Source organism: Nonomuraea antri (genome assembly GCF_013283785.1).
In the GTDB taxonomy this organism is placed as follows: Bacteria; Actinomycetota; Actinomycetes; order Streptosporangiales; family Streptosporangiaceae; genus Nonomuraea; species Nonomuraea antri.
Genome location: NZ_JABCPZ010000083.1, coordinates 1 through 19,966 on the forward strand (window position 1 = coordinate 1; position 19,966 = coordinate 19,966).

Sequence of the window (19,966 nt, forward strand, 5' to 3'; positions counted from 1 at the left end):
CCCCACCACCCCGCCCAGCCGCCGGGGGCCTGCGTGTAGACCGATTGCGCGGTTGTGATCGGATGAGCGACCGGCGCGGCCGAACCCTGTTATACCTGGTCAGCGGTACTCTTCCAGGGCATCCCGGTTGGGCGGGCGGCATCGTGGCAGCCCAGGACCGGGCACCCGCGAAGCCTGGACGGCTCCACCGAGCACGCCTCTTCCGGCTCCTGCCTGACGGCGCCGCCGACAACGCGCCCGCAAGCACCCGTCGCTCTCCACGATGAAACGCATGCCTTTACCGTGAAGTGGCATGCGGCCCAGCCACCTCACGTGTAACTTGAGCTCTCGGCGAGGCCTACGGCCAAGCAGACTCGTTTGTTAGACTGCACGTATTACTCCCCGCCGTCCTCCGGGACTGGCGGGGCTTTTTTAGTGGGGACGACATGACCGAGCGTGTCGCAGTCTTCCTGGACTTTCAGAATGTCCATCTGAGCGGACACGGCGTCTTCGAAGCCTACGGAACACCTGTGTACAAGTGCGTTCCGGACCCTCACATGATCGCGGAGCTGATCGTCGGCCGACGGTCCCGTCCCAGCGAGTTAGCCGCCGTACGCGTCTATCGGGGCAGGCCAGACCCTAATCGCCAGCCGACGCCCACGGCCGCCAACGACGCACAGGCGTCGGAGTGGACGCGGGACCCACGACTGCACCTAGTGAGGCGGCAGCTCAACTATCGCGGCTGGCCCGATAGTCCACCCCAGGAAAAGGGGATCGACGTGGCCATCGCTGTCGATCTCATACATTTGGCGCTTCGCAAGCAGTATGACGCGCTTGTCTTGTTCTCCAGTGACACGGACCTGCTGCCCGCGATCGAAACCATCAAAGGCATGAGCCTCGGCCACATGGAAGTCGCATGCTGGTCCGGTTTCAAGCCCCTGCGGATCGCTGGAACCCGGCTCCCCTACTGCCACTTTCTCAATCAGCATGACTGGTCAGCGGTGACACAGGACTGGAGCGGACGCGTGTAGCCGCAGACTCAGCGGCACGCTTGAGTGCACCAGGTGCCGCCGGTCTCGTCTGCACCGTGCGGGAACTCGGAACGAACCGGCTGCGCTCCACCGGTCAGCGATTGCGGCTGTATGACACGAGAAAGGTCGGAGGCGCGGCGATCGTCATCTCATCCGAGGTACGGCTCTCCGGAGTCCTCCAGGCCGTGGTCGATCCGCAGCCGGATCGCGGGATGGATCGGGTACTCATCGAGCGTGGCGGGCTCCACCCAGCGCACCTCACGTGCCTCTTCCGGCCCCGGACGGACCTCGCCACCGACGACGCGCGCCCGCAAGCACACGTTAATGGGCTGCCGCACTTCGTCCACGTCATCGCCGTGCAGGTAAACGATCACATGATCCGGGGTGGAGAACACGCCGACCAAGCCGGTCACCGCAACGTCGAGGCCGGTCTCCTCCCGGCACTCCCGAACACCGGCTTCCGCGACCGTCTCCCCCTTCTTCACGCCACCGGTCGGAATCGTCCATAGATCGTGGTCCGTGCGGCGCAACATCAGCACCCGTCCCCCATCGTCCAGGACGAACACGCTCGCGGAGGGTTTGCGGCTGGTCGGCTTGGGCGCCTCGGGGTCTCGCCAGTAGTCGACACGCCTGATCTTCTTCGTCACCCCCGGCCTCCGCGATCCCGCGGCCGCGCGGACGCCCACACGCGCTCGAACGACTCCAGATATGCCCCGTCCAGTCGACGCAGGTGCAGCGTCGGCGTGTAGGCGGCGAGGATTCCATACACGTGCGCATTGACCGGCAACTCGTCGTCAACGCGATAGATCGAGTTGTACCTGGCCAGCCCGTCCCCGGTGTGATCGCCCGGCGGCTCAGGACCGGAGCAGCTTGTCGTGCAGATGCTCGTCCAAATCCGCCACGAAGCGCTCCGACCGCCACGGTCGGAGTTCGCGGCGAACTTGAGCGATCCGCTGCGCCGGTACACGAGCGTGAGCGACAGCCGTAGCGTCGATGCAGTCATGCAGGAGTGCCGCGGCCGCTTCGGGAGCACCCATGTGGAGGCGGGCCATCGCGAGATCGGCGGTGACGATGGCTCGCTGAACGAGTTGCCGCGGCTGTGTGAGTGCCGTCCTCGATCGGGTGAGCAGCGGCTCGGCCACCGCGCCCCGCCGCAGGTGGACGTTGCAGACTCCGTCGAAGCCATCGAGGTGTCCGGGGTCGAAGCTGCCGGGAGCAGGGTCGGCAGTGCGGTCGCCTTCGACGTCGCGCCAGGCGAGATGCAGGGTCGCGAAGGCCCGCCTGTCCTGCTGAGCACGTGCGGCCAGCTCAGCCTGCAGCGCATGGGCACGGGCGCGTACGGATCGGCTGTCGCTCGCGCAGGCGTCGCGTACGGCGGCGTCGGCGATGGCCTGAGCCGATCCGACGTCCTCCCGCGAGTAGAACGTGATGAGCGCGTGGCTGACACGGATCGCGGCACGCTCCCATGCGGGGGAACCGGCTGCGGCTCGGAGAGCTTCGCCGTACAGGGCATGGGAGGTTTCGTCGTCCCTGGTCTCGAAGGCGAGACGAGCCGCGATCATGTACGCGTTGGCGGCCGCCTTCGCGACCAGGTCCTTGACCGGGGTCGCCCGCACCGGAATGAGTAGCGCTCGGTAGGCCTGAATCGCAGGTGCGAGAGCCAGGTGCAGGCGGACACAAGGCACGGTGCCGATCTGGGTGTTGACGTCAGAGACCATCGCGGCCAGCCCATTCACGACTTCCACAGTCAGGGCGCGGGGGTCGGCGATGACGTGAGCCAGGCGCCCGGCCAGATCGGGCGGCAGGAATGCCAGAGGCGAATCACCCGAGGTGACGCAGGTGATCACCTGTGCGCGGATCTCAGCTCGCCGCTCGGGTCGTGTCCCCCACGACTCCAGCAACACCATCAGCCGATCGAAGTCGGATCCCGCGCCCACTCTGGTCTCCTCACCTCGCCGGGCGAAGACGTAGGCGAGCAGGAGCTGGTACCGCTCTCGCGGGATGGTCGGCCGGTCTTCGCGTTCCCAGCGGGCGACGGTGCGAACCAGGCTGGCGGTGGCAAGTCGATCCACCGGACTGATGGACAATCGCTTGGCAGCCGCCTTCAGCGCCCGCGCCTCGTCCGCCCAGGACCAGCCGCGTCGTTCTCGCAGAGACCGCAGTTCGCGAGCGGCCTGCCGCGCCGGCTCCGTCATGGCTTCAGTACAGCACGTCGCGTCCGCTACACGGGGAGTATCAGGCGAGGTAGGCCATGGCCGGCACCGTGTTCGATCGTGTACCAGGTGCCGCTGCTCGTCTCGTCACCGTGCGGAAAGCCGATCACGAACCGGCTGCGCTCCACCATCCAGCGATTGCGGCTGTGGTACGCCTCCGCGGACGGGTGATGTGGGTGACGAAGCTCCACGAGCTCGGCCAGCCGCTCCTGTTCGCGCACCGCCTCGACGGCATGCCGCGCGTCGGCCGGCTGGCCGGTGAGCGTCCCCGGGACGACCACGACCAGGGACGCCTCGGTCTCGGATGCCAGCCACAGCAGAGCCAGTGAGTCGATGCCCTGCGCACCGCCGAGGTAGAACCGCGTCTCCCGCGAGGCGAACGGGGCGAGGTACTCGACGAACAACCGCCGATACTCGCTGAGCGGACGATGACCGATCGCCCTCGTCCCGGTGATCGTTATCGGGCTCGGCATCGAAACCGCCGTCGTGTCATCGAATGTCATCTCCCGCTGTGCAGCCCCTCAAGGGTCTACTCGTTGCCATGACCCGCAACCGCCTGACCGGTCCGATGAATGCGCTCAGGCTCATCGTCCCTCTACCTGGTGAATCCCGGACGCGAACCCCTGTCAGCACCGTTCCAGCAGAACACGCTGACGCAGTGCACGGCACCTCCGCCGGCCACGGGAGGGCGTCATCCCGGTCGGGGTGCCACATGCGTGACGGCTTCTACTCCTGGGTCGCCGGAGAGGACCCGGTATCCGCGCCTTCCGGAATCACCTGTGATCCGTACACGGCGATCCAGCGGCTCTGTGAGACGCTGCCGCCCGGCTCGCGCGGCCGCGTCCAGGCTGTACGCCTGAACAGGTTCTCAAGCCCGGTGGGTTACGCGTACGGCGCGGTGCTGCTCCGGGTACGGCACGACCCGGATACGGGGGACATCGTCGTGGACGGTGACACGTGACGGCCGGGCTGCGATGGGAGCGAGAGGAACAGGACCGGGGTTCCTGCTGCGGGGGCGGGTCGGCCAGGTCCTGGCGTTCGTCATCGAGGTGTCGGACGAGCACGCGGACCTGGGGCGGGCGGCCGAGATCCTCAAGGAGTTCAACGAGGAATGGAACACCGGCTCGGAAGCCCTTCACCTCGCGCTGTCCGAGCAGGGCGCGCCCCTGAACAGCTGGCGCCCATCAATGTCCACGACCGGACGGAGGTGATGCCCGGCTCACACCCGGCACGACCTCGGTGACCCCCACAACCCGATCAAGGAGAGAACACATGCCCGACCTGTACGAACACCCCCTCGGACAGCAGCCGTTCCGTCGCCTGTGCGGCGGTAATCAGGAGGAGGACGAGATGGAGAGTTGCGTGGAGATCGCCCCGATTCCGGGCCTCGCCGACACGTTCGCGCTGCGTGACTCGAAGAACCCGGACGCCGGGACACTCCGTTTCACCGGTACCGAGCTTCGCGCCGCCGGCATGAGCACCATCTAGCACGACAGAAAAACGCACGGACAGAAAACGCACGGACGGCAGACGCACGGACAGCAGACGCACGACATGAGACGGCGGTCCCTGCCTGATCGAAGCAAGCAGGGGCCGCCGCCCGTCAACACTACGGGAGCCACCTGACCATGCATTGGCACGCCTACCAGTGGACCGGCCCGGGCGCGGATCGCGCGAACGAGAACGAGCGCCGCCCGTCCTCGCCCGGCTTCCCCGCCTCGGCGCTGCCGCCGATGCGTACCGGCGACTGGCTGGTCAAGCCGAGATCGCGGCTTTCCGCCACGTTCCACGAGGTGGAGCGGGCCGCGGCCTGGCTGGCGAGCGAGTACGGCAAGGTGCGTTCCGCACTCCCGCTGCCGGAAGGGGTCTCGCTGGACGAACGCCTCCATACCGCCCGTGACCTGCTGCCTCGTGGCGTGGACGTCCAGTGGGGCGAATGGCTGCAGGGCGGCCGCTTCGCCACGATCGGCATGATCTGCTGCCCCAACCGGCACGTCCCCCACCCGTGCCCGACCAGAGCGGGCTAGCGACCCTGCGAGCCCGGCTTCCACTCCTGGACGAGCAGCCCGAGCAGCACCTCGTCCAGGAATTCGCCCAGCACCCAGGACGACGAGCGCAGCACGCCCTCGCGGACGAAACCGTTGCGCTCGGCGGCGCGCAGCATCGCGGTGTTGTCGGACAGCGTCTCGATCTGCAGCCGCTGCAGGCCGCGCACGACGAATCCGTAGTGGCACAGCACCGCGACCACGTCGGTGCCGTATCCCTTGCCGCGGCCCGACGGCAGCAGCCCCAGCCCGATGTGCGCGGAGCGGTTGTGGTTGTCGATCCCCCACAACGTCGCGGTGCCGACCAGCGTGCCGCCGTCCAGCTCCACCACCGAGAACGGGGCGTGCCCCTCCGCGCTGTCGTCCACCACGAACTGCGAGTTCTTCGAGCCGGGCGCGATCGGACGCCACGGCACGCCCACGGAGCGCGAGGTGGCGACCACGTCGTCGTAGAGCTCGGTGTGCAGGATCGGGATGTCGTCCTCGTGCCGGGCCCTGAGCCCGACCTTGTTACCTCTTAGCACGCGGGCTTTCCTATCCGACCAGGCCGTCCGGCGGCAAACCGGCAGGAACTTCCCGGATACGGCTGAGGTAGTCGTGACGCAGGGGTTGACGCGGCCGGAACGCCACGTATCTTTCGCTTAGGAAACTTTCCTAAGAATTCCCTCCATTGCACACCCCTGGGTCAGGCATGAACCAGGGTGCACGGCACGGCACGTGGATCGGTCATCCATCACCAGTACCAGGAGAGGGTATGAGAAGAACCCTGCGCGTCCTCGCCGCGACCGCACTCGCGGCGGGAACCGTCGTCGTCGGCTCGACCATGATGAGCCCGGCGTCGGCGGCGGCCAGCGGCTGCGAATACAGCTTCGGCCAGAACTCGTTCTCCGCCCGCTGCTCGACGCTCGGGCCCGCCTACCAGTACCGCGCGTGGGTCCAGTGCTTCAACGGCCGGCACGACGGCGCCTGGGTGACGACCAACAGCGGCGAGTGGAGCGGAGCGGGCTGCGGACCCTGGTGGATCAACCGCACGAGCCACGGCGTGGACACCCGCCCGGTTCCCTGACGCGCATGAGCACGGCGGTACCGCTGCGAGGGGCGGTACCGCCGTAGAACTCCGACCGGCGGGCAGGTCACCCCTCGTCGGGCAGCGGCTCGCCGGTCTCCAGCAGCGACTTCAGGCTCGCCACCACGTTCGGCCAGCCGTGACTGACCATCTCGGCCATGACCGACTCGGGCTGGAAGCCGTCGTGGACCACGGTCAGCTTCACGACCTGCGCGAACGCCTCCTCGATCGTGAACGTGACCTTCGAGCGGGGCTCGCCGGACAACCCGGCGAGCAGCTCGTCGTCCCAGTCGAAACGCTTGGCGAGCTCCGGGGTGACGGAGTGCCAGGTGTAGGAGAGCCGGCTGTACGGCTCGGACTCCAGCACGACCTGCTCCGGGTCCTCGATCAGCACCCCGTGGTTGTCCCAGGTCATCGACGAGCCCACGGACCAGTCCGTGAGGAACTCGGTGGCCCAGTAGCGGCGAGTGAAGGCCGGCTCGGTCAGCGCCTGCCAGAGCTTCTGCGGGGTGGTGCGGATGTAGGTGGTGTAGACGAAGGTCGGCGCATCCATCGGGGTCTCCTCCAGGGCGAGTTTCAGGTCCGCCAGGGCTTCGACCCTGGCGCGGTCATAGCGACTGATCCACCGGTGGGCGATCTCCTGCACGGGCGCGGCGTTGAGGTAGTGCAGCTTCTCCCTACCCCGCCGCACGGTGGCGACGAGCCCTGCCTCCTCCAGCACCGCGAGATGTTTACTGACGGACTGCCTGGCCATGTCGAGCCCGGCACACAGCTCGCGCAGCGTCTGCCCGTTGCGGGCGTTGAGCGAGTCGAGCAGTGCCCGCCGGCTCGGATCGGCCAGCGCCTTGAACACCTCGTCCATGCCCGCCCCCGTACCCAGATTGCCGCTCTGTCGATATGCAGCCTTCCGGCTGCCTTTAACTTAGGCAGCCATACGGCTGCATGTCAAGCGCACCCATCCCGGACGGACGCCGAACCTGATCGTTCACGACACCGACCGGCGATCGTTCCGGCATGATTTGACGGTGTTGATCGGCCTCATCAGGCAGCCCGCGCAGGCGGCCTCGGGTGACAGTCCGAAGGAGCGTCGTCGTTGAAGCGCAGCAGAACCCGTCGTGGCTCGGCGCGGAGTTTCGTCCTGCTCGGCTGGCTGTTTCTCATCGCGGCCGTCGCGCTCGTGCTGAACAGTGCGTGGGACGTCGTGATCGCCCCGGTGATCGCCCTGGTCGGCTTGGGGCTGGGCTCTCTCGTCACGAGCGTGGTACTCGCGATCGAGGACCTCACCCGGGCTCAGCCCTGACCCCCAGGGGTCGATGACATAGAAGCCGTCGTGGGCGCGGCACGCACCAGGAGGCCGACGAAGGCCGGGAATCTCCGGGACCGGCGGGTTGAACTGGTTCGCCAGAAAATGCGAGCCCCCGCCCTCCAACACATCGCCCTGGAGGATCCACCCGGCTCCAGGGACCTCGACACCGACCCGGCCGTCCCCCGCGCGCACGGGCCTCGTGCCCTCCGGCCATACCGGGACGAAAACCCTGGGCACCTCCCCCGGGTCGCCGATCTCACGCACGACCAGGCAGGACTCGGCCGCCAGCCACTCCAGCCGACCCCGCAACGACATCAGCAGGGACCCGAAGCTCCCCCGGTACACGAGCACGGCGGGCCTGGTGCCGACGACCGCATGACAGACCTCCCCGCCGGGGCACGGCGCAGGCGCAGGCGCGGCTTCGGGGACGGATCGACTCATCGGACTTGGCCTTTCAGTCGTAGGCGCGCCTACAGTCGGGCCGAGCGGACGACCGTCCACGCCTAATTCGGTGGCTGCCATCCGCCGGTCGTCGCTACCGTGTCACGGTGATTCACGAGAGTCCCCTGGCATACGTACTCGGCCTTGAGGGTCTCGCGCTGATGCGGTCGTTCGCCGGCGAGCATGACCGCGCGTTCGTCGAGGCGCGCCTGGCCGAGATCCGCAAGTTCCTCGACGACGACTCCCTGGCAGAAGCGGCCGTCGAGGTGGCCCGGGTGGACACCCTGGAGGGCTACCGGATCTGGTCGCAGACCTACGACGAACCCAATGCCGCCTTCGTCCTGGACGAGCCGTTCATCAGCGAGATTGTCGACGTGCTGCCGGCCGGCGACGCGCTGGACGCCGCGTGCGGCACCGGCAGGATCGCCGCCTACCTGGCCGGACGCGGCCACCGGGTGCGCGGCGTAGACAGCTCGGCCGACATGCTGGAACGGGCGCGCGTGCGGGTGCCGCAGGCGGAGTTCCTGCAGGGCGACCTGACTTCGCTGCCGGTCCCCGACGAGTCCGTCGACCTGGTGGTGTGCTCGCTGGCGCTGACGCATGTGCCCGAGCTGGATCCGGTGCTGGCCGAGTTCGCCCGCGTGCTGCGGCCCGGCGGGCAGGTGGTGATCGCGGACGTTCATCCGGAGGGCGTGGCACTGGGCGGGGTCCCGTCCGTGCGGCTGCCGGACGGCCGGCCCGGGCGGGTGGCCACGTACCGCCACCTGGTCGGCGACTACGTGCGGGCCGCGCTGGCGGCGGGGCTCCAGGTGCGGCGGTGCGAGGAGCCACGGCACCCGGCGGGAGAGCCGGGCGAGCGGATCGACGTCCTGGAGCCGTGGGACGTGTGGCCGTGGGCGCTGCGCGGCCTGGCGCCCGAGGCGGCGCACGCGGTCATCGCAGGAAGCCCGTCGATGCTGTTCTGGCACTTCCAGCGGCAGCCGGCATCCCAGTGATTCCGCCCGCAACCGGCGGGGAATCAGGCCCTTGACCCTGCAGGATCGCGACGGCCAGAAACCGCGCGACCTCAGGACTCCGGCGGGGTCACCCGTTCCGTGATGATCCGCCTCCACGAAGCGGGTCGACGCCGCAGAATGTCCTCATGGATCCCGCGTGGATAGCGGTTGTCGGCACCGCGATCGGTGCCACAGGTGCCACGTGCGCGGCAGCGATCGCAGGCCGGGCGGCACGTCGCCAAGTCAAGAGTCAAAGCGTCAACCAGCAGGCGCAGTGGCGTCGTGAAACAAGGCGCGACGCCTACAGCGCCTTTCTCGACGCCGGTGTTCAGGCGCGCGACGAACTGACGGCCGTTTGGCGCCTGTTCCGCGCGCCGAACCCGGATCTCGCCGAGATCGATGCCAGACTTTCGGCTGCCGAGCCCTTCATCAACTCCGTCAAGCGATCAAGCGCAACGGTCTTCGTCGAGGGCCCCAAGGCCATTCTGGAGCCGACCCGGCGGGCGGAAGAGAACATCACGCTTTTCCGTACCCTGCTCCGCAGAACGCTCACGGACCTGCGCGCCGACCCGGAAGCCCTGGAACACCATTCCTTATGCGCCAGGCAGGAGCACCTCGTCCGCAACCTGCTCGATCGCTTCGCCGCGTTCGCCCGTGCGACGCTTGACGAGGTCGAACCGGATTGGCACCTGCTCAAGACCGACCAGTTCGCCGTTGCGGACGAGGAACTGCGATGGCTGAAGAAGTTGATCAGCGAGCGGCTCAAAATGGATGAGGGTCTGATTCAAGTCAAGGGCACGCCGGTGAGCCAAGGCTTGGATTCGCTCGACATCCTGGTCATACTCCACCGAATAGAAGAGGAATGGGGAATTCGTCCAGACGGCGCGTGGCCGATCTCCTCGTTCTTCGATGAATCCATCGAGGACATCGCCGGTTACATAGCCGCGCAACGAAATCCGCCCAAGGCCTGACAGCCGGACGACCACGAGCGTGGCAGTATGCCGGTGTGGAGCTCGATGACTTCTGGGAGCTGGTCGAGGGCAGCCGTCCGGTGGCCGCGAGTCACGGCCAGGAGGCCCAGATCGACTGGCTGACCGCCCGGCTCGCCGCGGCCTCCCCCGAACGGATCAAGGCTTTCCACCGTCACTGGCTGAGCACCATGAACCGGGCCTACACATGGGATCTCTGGGGCGCCGCCTACCTGGCGAGCGGCGGGTACTGCAGTGACGACGGCTTCGAGTACTTCCGCGCCTGGCTGATCCTCCAGGGGCGCCGGGCCTTCGAGCGGGCGGTCACGGAACCGGATTCGCTGGCCGACCTCGGGCTCCCGCTGGCCGAGGCGGGTTCGGCGCTCGAACTGCCGCTCGGAATCGCGCGCGAGGCTTTCGTCCGGGTCATGGGGCTCGACGATCCCGACGACGCGGACGAACTCTTCGACGTGGCCGACGAGTTGGCGCTGGACGTCCACCCTCGGGGGCCGGCGTGGCCGCCGGACCTGCGGGGGTTCCGCGAACGATGGCCCCGGCTCTGGGCCCGCACCGATCACCGGGGCTGGGCTACACCGCCGCGATCCGGCAACCAGGGGCATCCGGGTTTGATCAACCTCGTCCTACCCCACGACCTGACCTGACCCGCACGCCATCCGGAGGACCGTCACTCGAAACGCCAACCGGCCAACGCCGCGCTCACACGCGGCGGGATGGCGAGGCAGGCGAGAGGACCGGGTCAACGCAGAGGCGCCGTGGACTCCCGTACTCGCAGTTCAGGCAGCAACGCCAAATGCTGCCCCGGCATCTCCACCCCTTGCTCGATCCGCCTCACCAGCAGATCCACCGCATACCGTCCCACCGCCGCCTTGGGCGGTGCCACCGCGGTCAGCGGCGGGTCGCTGAGCGCCGCGACCTCGTCGTCGTACGCCACCAGCGACACCTCGTCCGGTATCCGCACCCCCGCCACCCGCAGGTGCTGCACCAGCCACAGCGCGTCCTCGTCGTTGTGCACCAGTAAAGCGGTGACCCCGCTCCTGATCGCCGCCACCACGTCGGCCACCTGCTGGCGTGACGGCCCTTCCTGCTCGATGTCCAGGTGGACGGGTTCGTCCAGCCCCAGGTCCCGGACCGCCGCCAGGAAGCCGTGCCGCACCCGGGGCGCGGTGGGACTGGCGCGCGAGACCATGGCCAGCCGCCGGTGGCCGAGTTCGGCCAGGTGTCTGGTGCCGAGGAAGGCGCCGTGGGCGTGGTGTGAGGCGGCGGCGTCCAGCAGGGAGGCGGGGCCGCCCAGCTCGGCCCGGCGCTCGACGAGCACCGCGGGCACGCGCAGGTCCGCCAGCCACTGCTCGTGCGAGGCGTCGGGCTGCCTGCTCGGGGTGAGCAGCAGCCCTTCGATGCCGCCGTCGATGAGCTGCTTGACCTGGGTGCGGTCTTCTTCGTCGTCGTAGCGTCCGACGCCGAGGACCAGCCTGGCGCCCAGCCGCTCGGCCTGCTCGCGAGCGCCCTTGATCACGGCCGGGTAGTAGTAGGTCGCCGAGGGGACGAGCATGCCGATCGTGAGTGACCGTTCCTGCGCCTGCCTGGGCGCCGCCTCGGGCAGGGTGATGCCGCCGTGCACCCGGTTGACCAGGCCCTGGCCGGCCAGGTGCTCCACGTCTCTGCGCAGTGTCACCATCGAGACGTTCAGCCGGTCGACCAGTTCGGCCAGCCGCACGGAACCACGCTCGCGCAGCTCGCGCAGGATCAGTTCATGGCGTTGTTCTGCGAACACGGCGACTCCTTCAGCTCCGACGGCAGGATCCTATCGGGCTCTGGTTTCGTTTGTGAACGGATGCTTTCGTTCGATCAAGATGCTAGGGTCCGGGTGGAAAACGGTTTCCCCGCTGGAGTCGCCGCATGTTCCCCCTTCCGCCAGAGGATCGCTCGCTGAGCCCGCACACCGGCTGGACCCGTGCCCACTGGGAGGCAGCGGCCGACGGACTGCTGGCCGCGGTGGAACCGTACCGCTCCGCGGACGGCGCCGTGATCACGTTGCCGGGACGCGAAAGCTGGTCGCGCTGCGACGGCCTCGAGGGTTTCGCGCGGACGTTCCTGCTGGCGGCCTTCCGCGTCGCCGGCGGCGGCCCGCCCGAACTCCTGGAGCCGTACGCGCGCGGCTTCCGCTCCGGCCCGGACGTCTGGCAGCCCATCACCGACCGTACCCAGCCCATGGTCGAGGCCGCCTCGATGGCGCTGGGCCTCTGGCTCACCCGCGCGCACCTCTGGGACCGGCTCACCGCCACCGACCAGGAGCGACTGGCCGGCTACCTGGCCGGCGCGCTGCGTCACGAGCCGGTGGACAACAACTGGTGGCTGTTCCCCGCCATGGCCGGCGGCTTCCTGTCGGCGATCCGCCGGCACCGCAAGGACGCCGACGCCGCCGTCGAACGCGGCCTGGCCCGCATCGAAGCCTGGTACACCGGCGACGGCTGGTACTCCGACGGCGACAACCGCTCCTTCGACCACTACAACGGCTGGGCCATGCACCTCTACCCGGCCCTGCTCGGTCACCTGTCCGGCACGGCGGGCCCGCGCTACCGCGACCGCCTGCGCGAGTTCCTCGCCGGTTACGCCCGCACGTTCGACGCCGGCGGCGGCATGCTCTATCACGGCCGCTCGGTCACCTACCGCTTCGCCTCGGCCGCCGCGCTGTTCACCGGCGCGCTGGTCGACGCCACGCCGCTGACGCCGGGCCAGACCCGATGCGTCGCCTCGGGCGTCCTGCGTCACTTCCTCGATCGCGGCGGCGCGCTCTCCGCCGAAGGGCTGCTCACGCTCGGCTGGTACGGCCCGCACGAGCCCTCGCTGCAGCCGTATTCCGGCTCGGCCTCCCCCTACTGGGCCGCCAAGGGCTTCGTCGGCCTGCTGCTGCCCGCCGACCATCCGGTCTGGACGTCGGTCGAGGAGCCCGGCCCCACCGGCGTCGCCGCGCTGCCGGGCCCCGGTCTGGTCGTCGAGCACACCGGCGGGCTCGCCCGGCTGCTGAACCACGGCAGCCAGCACCACCCGGGCGACCCGCTCTACGACCGCTACGCCTACTCCACCAGGACCGGCCCCACCGCTGACGGAGACGTCCCGGACAACCACTTCGGCGTCGTACAAGCCGACGGCACGCTCCCCGAGCGCGGCGTGATCGTCCCCAGGGGCGCCGGCACGCTGGACGGCGACGTGGCCTGGGCGGCGTCGGCGAGCGACGGCGTGGCGAGCCTGAGCGTGCTCAGGAACGGCGTAGAAGTCCGCGCGCACCGCGTCGCACCGGGCTCGAACGTCCGCCAGACCGGCTGGGCGCTGCCGGGAACCGCGGAGCCCGGCGCCGCCGTCACGATCCGCGCGGACGACGGCCTGATCTCACACCTGACCGCCCGGCACGGCTACACCGGCGCCACGATCGTCGAGGCCGGACAGGGCACCGCGTTCGGCGGCCCGGCTCTGGTCCCGGTGCTCGACGGCGTCGCCGAGGACGGCTGGGCGGTGTCGATCGCCGTGCTCGCCGACGAGATCGGCCCACTCCCGACGGTGGAGATCGCCGAGGACGTCACCGTCACCTGGCCGGACGGCCTCACCCACACCTTCGCCGTCCCCATCACCGTTCCCTGACGTCAGGCCAGGAACGCGCGCAGCAGCGCGGCCGTGCCCTCCAGGTGCTCTGACACGGCGCGCCGGGCCGCGTCCTGGTCTCCGGACAGGATGGCCGTCACGATGGCCTGGTGCTGGGTGGCGGCGTGGTCGAGGTTGACCTGGAGCATCGGGATGGCGTTCAGCAGGTCGCTGACGCGCGAGCGGGCGTCCGCGCAGGCGGTGGCGAGCAGCGGCGAGCCGGTCAGTTCGGCGATCGACAGGTGGAAGGCCGTGTCGAGCCGCCGGTAGTCCTCGGGCGCGGCCTCGTTCAGGTCCTTCAGCCTGCGCCGCAGCAGATCCCGCTGCTCTCCGGTGAGTTCCAGGCCGGCCAGCACCTGGGCCGCGCCGCACTCGACGGCCAGCCGGAAGGTGAGCGCGTCGTTGAGTTCGGCGGTGCCCATCTCGGCGACCACCTGCCGCAGGTCGCCGCTGCCCGGACGCGGCGGGGTGTAGGTGACGAACGCGCCGCCGTAGCGGCCGCGGCGCACGTCGAGGTAGCCGGCGTCCTGCAGCGCGCGGATGGCCTCGCGCAGCGTCACCCGGCTGATGCCCAGCCGCACGGCCAGCTCCCGCTCGGGCGGCAGTTTGTCGCCCGGTGCGACGACGCCCAGCTTGATGGCCTGGAGCAGCCGTTCCACGGTCTCCTCGAAGGCGTTGCCCGCCCGGACCGGGCGCAACACCGTCATCAAACGCGCCGACTCGTCCAACGTGTCCTCAGGTCTTGACAAGCGATCCCGCCATACACATCAATGGTCTAACACTAGCCCAATCAACGGGAAAGCGCCTCAGGCCGGATCGGAGCGACCTAGCGTGAGCGAGCAAGTGGGATTCCTGTCCGTTGACGAACTGCGCGACGAGGTCGGGGCCGGCCGCGTCGACACCGTGCTCCTCGCCATCGCCGACATGCAGGGCCGCTTGCAGGGCAAACGCCTGTCCGCGCGCTACTTCCTGGACGAGGTGCTGCACCACGGCTCCGAGGGCTGCAACTACCTGCTGGCCGTGGACGTGGATATGAACACGGTCTCCGGGTACGCGATGTCGTCATGGGACCGCGGTTACGGCGACTTCGTGATGAAGCCTGACATCTCCACCCTGCGCCGAGTCCCCTGGCAGGACGGCACGGTCATGCTCATGGCCGACCTGACCTGGGAGGACGGCACCGACGTCAGCGCCTCGCCACGGCAGATCCTGCGCAGGCAGATCGCCCGCCTGGCCGAGCGCGGCCTGGCCGCCTACGTCGGCACCGAGCTGGAGTTCGTGGTCTACGACGACAGCTACGAGGACGCCTGGCGGCGCGCCTACCGCGACCTGAACCCGTCGAACCTCTACAACGTCGACTACTCGCTGCTCGGCACCGCCCGCATCGAGCCGCTGCTGCGCCGGATCAGGCGCGACATGGAGGGCGCCGGGCTCTACGTCGAGTCCGCCAAGGGCGAATGCAACCTGGGCCAGCACGAGATCGCCTTCCGCTACGACGAGGCGCTGCGGACCTGCGACAACCACTCCATCTACAAGAACGGCGCCAAGGAGATCGCCGCCCAGGAGGGCCGCTCGATCACCTTCATGGCCAAGCCGAACCAGCGGGAGGGCAACTCCTGCCACATCCACATCTCGCTGCGCGACGCGGACGGCGTCCCGGTCATGGCGGGCGAAGGGCCGCACGGGCTGTCCCCGCTCGGCGCCCGCTTCATCGCCGGGCAACTGGCCGCGATGCGCGAGCTGACGCTGCTGTACGCGCCGAACGTCAACTCGTACAAGCGGTACGTCCCCGGCAGCTTCGCGCCGACGGCGATCAAGTGGGGCGTCGACAACCGCACCTGCTCGCTGCGCCTGGTCGGCCACGGGCCGTCGCTGCGGGTGGAGAACCGGGTGCCGGGCGGCGACGTCAACCCCTACCTGGCGGTCTCCGCGCTCATCGCGGCCGGGCTGCGCGGCATCGACGAGGAGCTGACACTGGAGGAGGCGTGCGAGGGCAACGCCTACGCCTCGGGCGCCGAGACCGTGCCGCACACGCTGCGCGACGCGCTGGGCCTGTTCGAGGGGTCGAAGCTGGCCAGGGAGACGTTCGGCGACGACGTGGTCGCGCACTACGCGAACTACGCGCGGGTGGAGCTGGCCGCGTTCGACGCGGCGGTCACGGACTGGGAGCTGTTCCGCGGATTCGAGAGGTTGTGAATTGAAGATCATCAATCCGGCGACCGAGGAGGTCATCGCCGACGTCGAGCTGGTCGACGCCGCCGAGGTCGACCGGGCCGTGGAGCGTGCCAGGCGAGCGTTCGCGAGCTGGCGGCAGGTGGCGCCGGGCGACCGGGCGCGGCTGCTGCGCCGGTTCGCCGACCTGGTGGACGAGCACCGCGACGAACTGGCCGGGCTGGAGCTGGCCAACGCCGGGCACACGATCGGCAACGCCCGCTGGGAGGCCGGCGCGGTACGCGACGTGCTGCACTTCTACGCCGGCGCGCCGGAGCGCGACCACGGCAGGCAGATCCCGGTGGCCGGCGGCGTGGACATCACGTTCCAGGAGCCGCTGGGCGTCGTCGGGATCATCGTGCCGTGGAACTTCCCCATGCTGATCATGACGTGGGGCGTCGCCCCGGCGCTGGCCGCGGGCAACACGGTGATCGTCAAGCCGGCCGAGTGGACCCCGCTGACCGCGCTGCGGCTGGCCGAGCTGGCCCTGGCCGCGGGGCTCCCGGAAGGGGTGCTCCAGGTGCTGCCGGGCGCGGGCGAGGTGGCCGGCGCCCGGCTGGTCGAGCACCCGGACGTGGCCAAGATCGTGTTCACCGGCTCGACCGAGGTGGGCAAGGAGATCGGGGCCAAGGCGGCGGCCCAGGTCAAGCGCATCACGCTGGAGCTCGGCGGCAAGTCGGCGAACATCGTCTTCGCCGACTCCGACCTGGACAAGGCGGCCAGGAGCGCGCCCTACGCCGTCTTCGACAACTCCGGCCAAGACTGCTGCGCCCGATCCAGGATCCTGGTGCAGGCCGAGGTGTACGACGAGTTCCTGGAGCGGCTCTCGGCCGCCGTCCTCGGCGTCAAGGTGGGCGACCCGCTCGACGAGAGCACCGAGATGGGCCCGCTGATCAGCGCCGAGCACCTCGACCGGGTGCGCGGGTTCGTCACCGAGGAGCCGTACCTGCGGGGCTCGTGCCCGCAGGGCAAGGGGTTCTGGTTCCCGCCGACCGTGCTCACCTCGTCGGTCACCGACCGGGCGTTCACCGAGGAGATCTTCGGCCCGGTCGTGTCCGTGGTGCCGTTCGCGGACGAGGCCGAGGCGGTGCGCATCGCCAACGACACCCCGTACGGGCTCAGCGGCTCGATCTGGACCCGCGACGTCGGCCGGGCGCTGCGCGTGGCCAGGGCGGTGGAGTCGGGCACGCTGTCGGTCAACTCGCACTCCTCGGTGCGCTACTGGACGCCGTTCGGCGGCTTCAAGCAGTCCGGGCTGGGCCGGGAGCTCGGCCCGGACGCGCTGGCCGCCTTCACCGAGACCAAGAACGTGTTCATCTCGTGGGAGTGAGCAGTGGGAGTGACTCAGTGGAAGTGAATCACATGCAGCGTTTGCAGGACCGGGTGGCGGTCATCACCGGCGCGGGCAGCGGGATCGGGCTGGCCACGGCCCGCAGGTTCGCCCAGGAGGGCGCCAAGGTGGTGTGCGCCGACGTCGACGAGGAGTCGGGCAGCAAGGCCGCGGCCGAGGTCGGCGGCATGTTCGTCAAGGCCGACGTGACCAGCGAGGACGACGTCGTCCGGATGTATCAGGCGGCGTTCGACGCCTACGGCAGCGTGGACGTGGCGTTCAACAACGCCGGCATCTCCCCGCCCGACGACGACTCGATCCTGGAGACCGGCATCGACGCGTGGCGCCGGGTCCAGGAGGTCAACCTGACCAGCGTCTACCTGTGCTGCAAGCACGTCATCCCGTACATGCGGCGGCAGGGCAAGGGCTCGATCATCAACACGGCCTCGTTCGTGGCCGTCATGGGCTCGGCCACCTCGCAGATCTCCTACACCGCGTCCAAGGGCGGCGTGCTGGCGATGTCGCGTGAGCTGGGCGTGCAGTTCGCCAGGGAGGGCATCCGGGTCAACGCGCTGTGCCCGGGGCCGGTGAACACGCCGCTGCTGCAGGAGCTGTTCGCCAAGGACCCGGAGCGGGCGCAGCGCCGGCTGGTGCACATCCCGGTCGGGCGGTTCGCCGAGGCGTCGGAGATCGCGGCCGCGGTGGCGTTCCTGGCCAGCGACGACGCCTCGTTCATCACCGGGTCGGAGTTCCTGGTGGACGGCGGAATCTCCGGCGCCTACGTCACCCCGCTCTAAGGAGCTCTAAGGAGGAGCAAGATGAGCCGTCCGGTCATCGGCATCACGACGTACGTGGAGCCGGCCGCGTTCACCGTGTGGGAGCTGGAGGTCGCGCTGCTCCCGTCCATGTACGTGGAGCAGGTGGTGCGCGCCGGCGGGCAGCCGGTGCTGCTGCCGCCCGCGGGCGATCCCGCGGCCGTCGTGCCCCGGCTGGACGGGCTCATCCTGGCCGGGGGCGGCGACATCGACCCCCGGCGCTACGGGGCCGAGCCGCACCGGCGCACCGGGTTCGTCAGGGACTTCCGTGACGGCGCCGAGTTCGCCGCGCTGGCCGCGGCGCTCGACCGGGGCCTGCCGTACCTGGGGATCTGCCGGGGGCTGCAGGTCATGAACGTCGCGCTCGGCGGCACCCTGCACCAGCATCTCCCGGACGTCGTCGGCCACCAAGGCCACTCCCCCGCCCCCGGTGCCTTCGGCCACCTGCCGATCACCCCGGTCGAGGGCACCCGGCTGGCCAAGGTGCTGGGTCCGGGCCCGGTGACGGTGCCGCACTACCACCACCAGGCCGTCGACCGGCTCGCCCCGGAGCTGACGGTGACGGCGACCGCGTCCGACGGCACGATCGAGGCCGTCGAGCTCGATTCGCACCCGTTCGCGCTGGCCGTGCAGTGGCACCCGGAGGCCGCCGCGGACGGCGCGCTCTTCGACGCCCTGGTCGCCGCCTGCTGATCTCCGGGAACCTCTGACGCGTTTGGGCCTTACTGGAAAGCTTCTTTACTTTTAGGCTCGAAGCGTGGATCTCGAAGTGCGTCACCTTCGGGTACTGTGCGCGATCGCGGACAGCGGGAGCATCTCCAGGGCCGCTCCGGCCCTGGGCATGTCCCAGCCCGCGCTCGCCGCCCAGCTACGCCGGCTCGAACGCCGTTTCGGCGGCCCGCTGTTCGACCGCGGGCACGACGGCGTCTCCCCGACCCCGCTCGGGGAGTGGTTGCTGGTCAGGGCGCGGTCCCTGGTGCCCGCGTTCGAGGAGCTGGAACGCGACGCGCGGCGGCGGGCGCAGGGCGAGCCGCCGCTGATCAGGGTGGGCTGCGCGCCCACCAGGCTGGCCATCTACGTGGCCAAGAGCCTGCACAGCCTGCTGCCGGACACCGAGATCAGCCTCAGGACCGAGCAGACCATGGACGTGCTGCCCGGCCTGCTGGCCTCCGAGCGGATCGAGCTGGCCACCCTCGACGACTACCCGGGCCACGAGCTGTCACCGCCGCGCAACGCCGCCTACGCCCCCATCGCGGTCGAGCCGCTGTTCGTGGGGGTCTCGCAGGACCATCCGCTGGCCGGCCGGGAGGAGATCGAGCTCGGCGACCTGCGGGCCGAGGAGTGGGCGCTGCCCGCGCAGGTCGAGGCGGGCCCGCGCGAGCACTTCTGGACGAAGTGCGACGAACGCGGCTTCGTCCCCCGGGTGCCCTTCTCGGTGAACCTGGAGGTGGCGCTCAACCTGATCTCCGAGGGCCGGTGCGTCGGGCTGTTCCAGGCCACCGCCCCGGCCAGGGAGCGGGTGGTGCTGCGGCCGCTGGCCGGCACTCCGCTGCGCTTCCGCCACATCCTGGGCTGGACGCCGCACGGCCCGTTCGCCCGCTACGCCGACGATCTGGTCGCGGCGGTGCAGAAGACGTACTGGGCCGAATCGATGCGCTCTCCGGTCTACCGGGCCTGGCTCAAGCGTCACGGACCCCTCGCGCCGATACCTGGAACAGCCCTACTGGAAAGCTTCTTTACTTTACATTCGCCCCAAAAGCCCAGGAAAACAGGCCATAGCACGAAGTTATAGGAAATTGTTGGGTACCTTTTCCCCTCCTCCAGGTGTCAACCTGAGGTCATCCCCAGCCGGCCGGGGCTCTTCCACTCCACACCCCCCGAGGAGCCACGAGAGTGAACCCCAAACTCA

At 69.5% G+C, this 19,966-nt stretch carries 23 protein-coding genes; 16 read left to right on the forward strand and 7 right to left on the reverse strand.

Annotated elements, in window-relative coordinates:
• Positions 1-425 precede the first annotated feature (425 nt).
• A complete protein-coding gene (locus HII36_RS25775) occupies positions 426-1,010 on the forward strand; it encodes an NYN domain-containing protein (RefSeq protein WP_173525820.1) in 585 nt (194 codons plus the stop codon).
• Between the two features lie 149 nt (positions 1,011-1,159).
• Here HII36_RS25775 and HII36_RS25780 read toward each other — a convergent pair whose 3' ends face one another.
• From HII36_RS25780 to HII36_RS25790, 3 genes are all read right to left on the reverse strand, one after another.
• Entirely contained in the window at positions 1,160-1,657 is a 498-nt protein-coding gene (locus HII36_RS25780; protein ID WP_328807889.1) for an NUDIX domain-containing protein, read from the reverse strand.
• 207 nt (positions 1,658-1,864) lie between these two features.
• Positions 1,865-3,205: a hypothetical protein gene (locus HII36_RS25785; protein ID WP_173525821.1), complete on the reverse strand. Its 1,341-nt coding sequence runs from the start codon at positions 3,203-3,205 to the stop codon at positions 1,865-1,867.
• Between the two features lie 26 nt (positions 3,206-3,231).
• Positions 3,232-3,627, reverse strand: coding sequence for a hypothetical protein (locus tag HII36_RS25790; protein ID WP_217369967.1), 396 nt, complete (start codon positions 3,625-3,627; stop codon positions 3,232-3,234).
• Positions 3,628-3,935: 308 nt separating this feature from the next.
• Between HII36_RS25790 and HII36_RS25795 the strand changes: the two genes are divergently transcribed.
• The 4 genes from HII36_RS25795 to HII36_RS25810 all read left to right on the forward strand — a co-directional run bounded on the left by HII36_RS25795 (position 3,936) and on the right by HII36_RS25810 (position 5,250).
• Positions 3,936-4,184 (forward strand): hypothetical protein, encoded by a 249-nt coding sequence (locus HII36_RS25795; protein WP_173525823.1) that lies wholly within the window; start codon positions 3,936-3,938, stop codon positions 4,182-4,184.
• The gene (locus HII36_RS25800) at positions 4,174-4,434 is read left to right on the forward strand and encodes a hypothetical protein (RefSeq protein WP_173525824.1); all 261 of its coding nucleotides are present in this window, start codon (positions 4,174-4,176) and stop codon (positions 4,432-4,434) included. Before HII36_RS25795 ends, HII36_RS25800 begins: the two co-directional genes overlap by 11 nt.
• A 61-nt stretch (positions 4,435-4,495) precedes the next feature.
• Positions 4,496-4,711: a DUF397 domain-containing protein gene (locus HII36_RS56885; RefSeq protein WP_173525825.1), complete on the forward strand. Its 216-nt coding sequence runs from the start codon at positions 4,496-4,498 to the stop codon at positions 4,709-4,711.
• A 140-nt stretch (positions 4,712-4,851) separates the two neighbouring features.
• A complete protein-coding gene (locus HII36_RS25810) occupies positions 4,852-5,250 on the forward strand; it encodes a hypothetical protein (RefSeq protein ID WP_173525826.1) in 399 nt (132 codons plus the stop codon).
• Here the strand turns inward: HII36_RS25810 and HII36_RS25815 are convergent.
• Positions 5,247-5,792 carry a GNAT family N-acetyltransferase gene (locus HII36_RS25815; protein WP_173525827.1) on the reverse strand — a complete coding sequence of 182 codons (546 nt, stop codon included), beginning with the start codon at positions 5,790-5,792 and terminating at the stop codon, positions 5,247-5,249. The genes HII36_RS25810 and HII36_RS25815 overlap by 4 nt on opposite strands.
• A 230-nt stretch (positions 5,793-6,022) precedes the next feature.
• Between HII36_RS25815 and HII36_RS25820 the strand changes: the two genes are divergently transcribed.
• Positions 6,023-6,334, forward strand: a complete 312-nt coding sequence (locus HII36_RS25820; protein ID WP_173525828.1) for a hypothetical protein — start codon at positions 6,023-6,025, stop codon at positions 6,332-6,334.
• Positions 6,335-6,401: 67 nt separating this feature from the next.
• On the opposite strand, the gene HII36_RS25825 is transcribed toward HII36_RS25820, so the two are convergent.
• Positions 6,402-7,196: an ArsR/SmtB family transcription factor gene (locus tag HII36_RS25825; RefSeq protein WP_173525829.1), complete on the reverse strand. Its 795-nt coding sequence runs from the start codon at positions 7,194-7,196 to the stop codon at positions 6,402-6,404.
• A gap of 231 nt (positions 7,197-7,427) precedes the next feature.
• Between HII36_RS25825 and HII36_RS25830 the strand changes: the two genes are divergently transcribed.
• The 4 genes from HII36_RS25830 (at position 7,428) to HII36_RS25845 (ending at position 10,706) form a co-directional block, all read left to right on the forward strand.
• Positions 7,428-7,634: a hypothetical protein gene (locus HII36_RS25830; RefSeq protein ID WP_173525830.1), complete on the forward strand. Its 207-nt coding sequence runs from the start codon at positions 7,428-7,430 to the stop codon at positions 7,632-7,634.
• A gap of 554 nt (positions 7,635-8,188) precedes the next feature.
• A complete protein-coding gene (locus HII36_RS25835; protein WP_173525831.1) occupies positions 8,189-9,076 on the forward strand; it encodes a class I SAM-dependent methyltransferase in 888 nt (295 codons plus the stop codon).
• A gap of 146 nt (positions 9,077-9,222) precedes the next feature.
• Positions 9,223-10,047, forward strand: a complete 825-nt coding sequence (locus HII36_RS25840) for an acyl carrier protein (RefSeq protein WP_173525832.1) — start codon at positions 9,223-9,225, stop codon at positions 10,045-10,047.
• Between the two features lie 35 nt (positions 10,048-10,082).
• Positions 10,083-10,706: a DUF4240 domain-containing protein gene (locus HII36_RS25845; RefSeq protein WP_173525833.1), complete on the forward strand. Its 624-nt coding sequence runs from the start codon at positions 10,083-10,085 to the stop codon at positions 10,704-10,706.
• 95 nt (positions 10,707-10,801) lie between these two features.
• Here HII36_RS25845 and HII36_RS25850 read toward each other — a convergent pair whose 3' ends face one another.
• Positions 10,802-11,836: a substrate-binding domain-containing protein gene (locus HII36_RS25850; protein ID WP_173525834.1), complete on the reverse strand. Its 1,035-nt coding sequence runs from the start codon at positions 11,834-11,836 to the stop codon at positions 10,802-10,804.
• A gap of 125 nt (positions 11,837-11,961) precedes the next feature.
• Here HII36_RS25850 and HII36_RS25855 point away from each other — a divergent pair, with 125 nt between their 5' ends.
• On the forward strand, positions 11,962-13,701 hold the full coding sequence (locus HII36_RS25855; RefSeq protein ID WP_173525835.1) for a DUF2264 domain-containing protein: 1,740 nt from the start codon (positions 11,962-11,964) through the stop codon (positions 13,699-13,701).
• 2 nt (positions 13,702-13,703) lie between these two features.
• Here the strand turns inward: HII36_RS25855 and HII36_RS25860 are convergent, their stop codons facing one another.
• Positions 13,704-14,408 (reverse strand): FadR/GntR family transcriptional regulator, encoded by a 705-nt coding sequence (locus HII36_RS25860; protein ID WP_173525836.1) that lies wholly within the window; start codon positions 14,406-14,408, stop codon positions 13,704-13,706.
• 124 nt (positions 14,409-14,532) lie between these two features.
• On the opposite strand from HII36_RS25860, the gene HII36_RS25865 reads away from it, so the two are divergent.
• The 5 genes from HII36_RS25865 to HII36_RS25885 all read left to right on the forward strand — a co-directional run bounded on the left by HII36_RS25865 (position 14,533) and on the right by HII36_RS25885 (position 19,849).
• Positions 14,533-15,897 (forward strand): glutamine synthetase family protein, encoded by a 1,365-nt coding sequence (locus HII36_RS25865; RefSeq protein WP_328807890.1) that lies wholly within the window; start codon positions 14,533-14,535, stop codon positions 15,895-15,897.
• 1 nt (position 15,898) lies between these two features.
• Positions 15,899-17,242, forward strand: coding sequence for an aldehyde dehydrogenase family protein (locus HII36_RS25870; RefSeq protein ID WP_173525837.1), 1,344 nt, complete (start codon positions 15,899-15,901; stop codon positions 17,240-17,242).
• Positions 17,243-17,274: 32 nt separating this feature from the next.
• Positions 17,275-18,039 carry a 3-oxoacyl-ACP reductase gene (locus HII36_RS25875; protein WP_173525838.1) on the forward strand — a complete coding sequence of 255 codons (765 nt, stop codon included), beginning with the start codon at positions 17,275-17,277 and terminating at the stop codon, positions 18,037-18,039.
• A gap of 21 nt (positions 18,040-18,060) precedes the next feature.
• Positions 18,061-18,750: a gamma-glutamyl-gamma-aminobutyrate hydrolase family protein gene (locus HII36_RS25880; RefSeq protein WP_173525839.1), complete on the forward strand. Its 690-nt coding sequence runs from the start codon at positions 18,061-18,063 to the stop codon at positions 18,748-18,750.
• Between the two features lie 64 nt (positions 18,751-18,814).
• The gene (locus tag HII36_RS25885) at positions 18,815-19,849 is read left to right on the forward strand and encodes a LysR family transcriptional regulator (RefSeq protein WP_328807891.1); all 1,035 of its coding nucleotides are present in this window, start codon (positions 18,815-18,817) and stop codon (positions 19,847-19,849) included.
• Positions 19,850-19,966 lie beyond the last annotated feature (117 nt).

Coding starts and splice junctions, on each gene's coding strand:
- HII36_RS25820 (WP_173525828.1), top strand. CDS start 6,023: ATGAGAAGAACCCTGCGCGTCCTCGCCGCGACCGCACTCGCGGCGGGA.
- HII36_RS25875 (WP_173525838.1), top strand. CDS start 17,275: ATGCAGCGTTTGCAGGACCGGGTGGCGGTCATCACCGGCGCGGGCAGC.
- HII36_RS25810 (WP_173525826.1), top strand. CDS start 4,852: ATGCATTGGCACGCCTACCAGTGGACCGGCCCGGGCGCGGATCGCGCG.
- HII36_RS25880 (WP_173525839.1), top strand. CDS start 18,061: ATGAGCCGTCCGGTCATCGGCATCACGACGTACGTGGAGCCGGCCGCG.
- HII36_RS56885 (WP_173525825.1), top strand. CDS start 4,496: ATGCCCGACCTGTACGAACACCCCCTCGGACAGCAGCCGTTCCGTCGC.
- HII36_RS25860 (WP_173525836.1), bottom strand. CDS start 14,408: ATGACGGTGTTGCGCCCGGTCCGGGCGGGCAACGCCTTCGAGGAGACC.
- HII36_RS25840 (WP_173525832.1), top strand. CDS start 9,223: ATGGATCCCGCGTGGATAGCGGTTGTCGGCACCGCGATCGGTGCCACA.
- HII36_RS25785 (WP_173525821.1), bottom strand. CDS start 3,205: ATGACGGAGCCGGCGCGGCAGGCCGCTCGCGAACTGCGGTCTCTGCGA.
- HII36_RS25795 (WP_173525823.1), top strand. CDS start 3,936: ATGCGTGACGGCTTCTACTCCTGGGTCGCCGGAGAGGACCCGGTATCC.
- HII36_RS25855 (WP_173525835.1), top strand. CDS start 11,962: ATGTTCCCCCTTCCGCCAGAGGATCGCTCGCTGAGCCCGCACACCGGC.
- HII36_RS25775 (WP_173525820.1), top strand. CDS start 426: ATGACCGAGCGTGTCGCAGTCTTCCTGGACTTTCAGAATGTCCATCTG.
- HII36_RS25825 (WP_173525829.1), bottom strand. CDS start 7,196: ATGGACGAGGTGTTCAAGGCGCTGGCCGATCCGAGCCGGCGGGCACTG.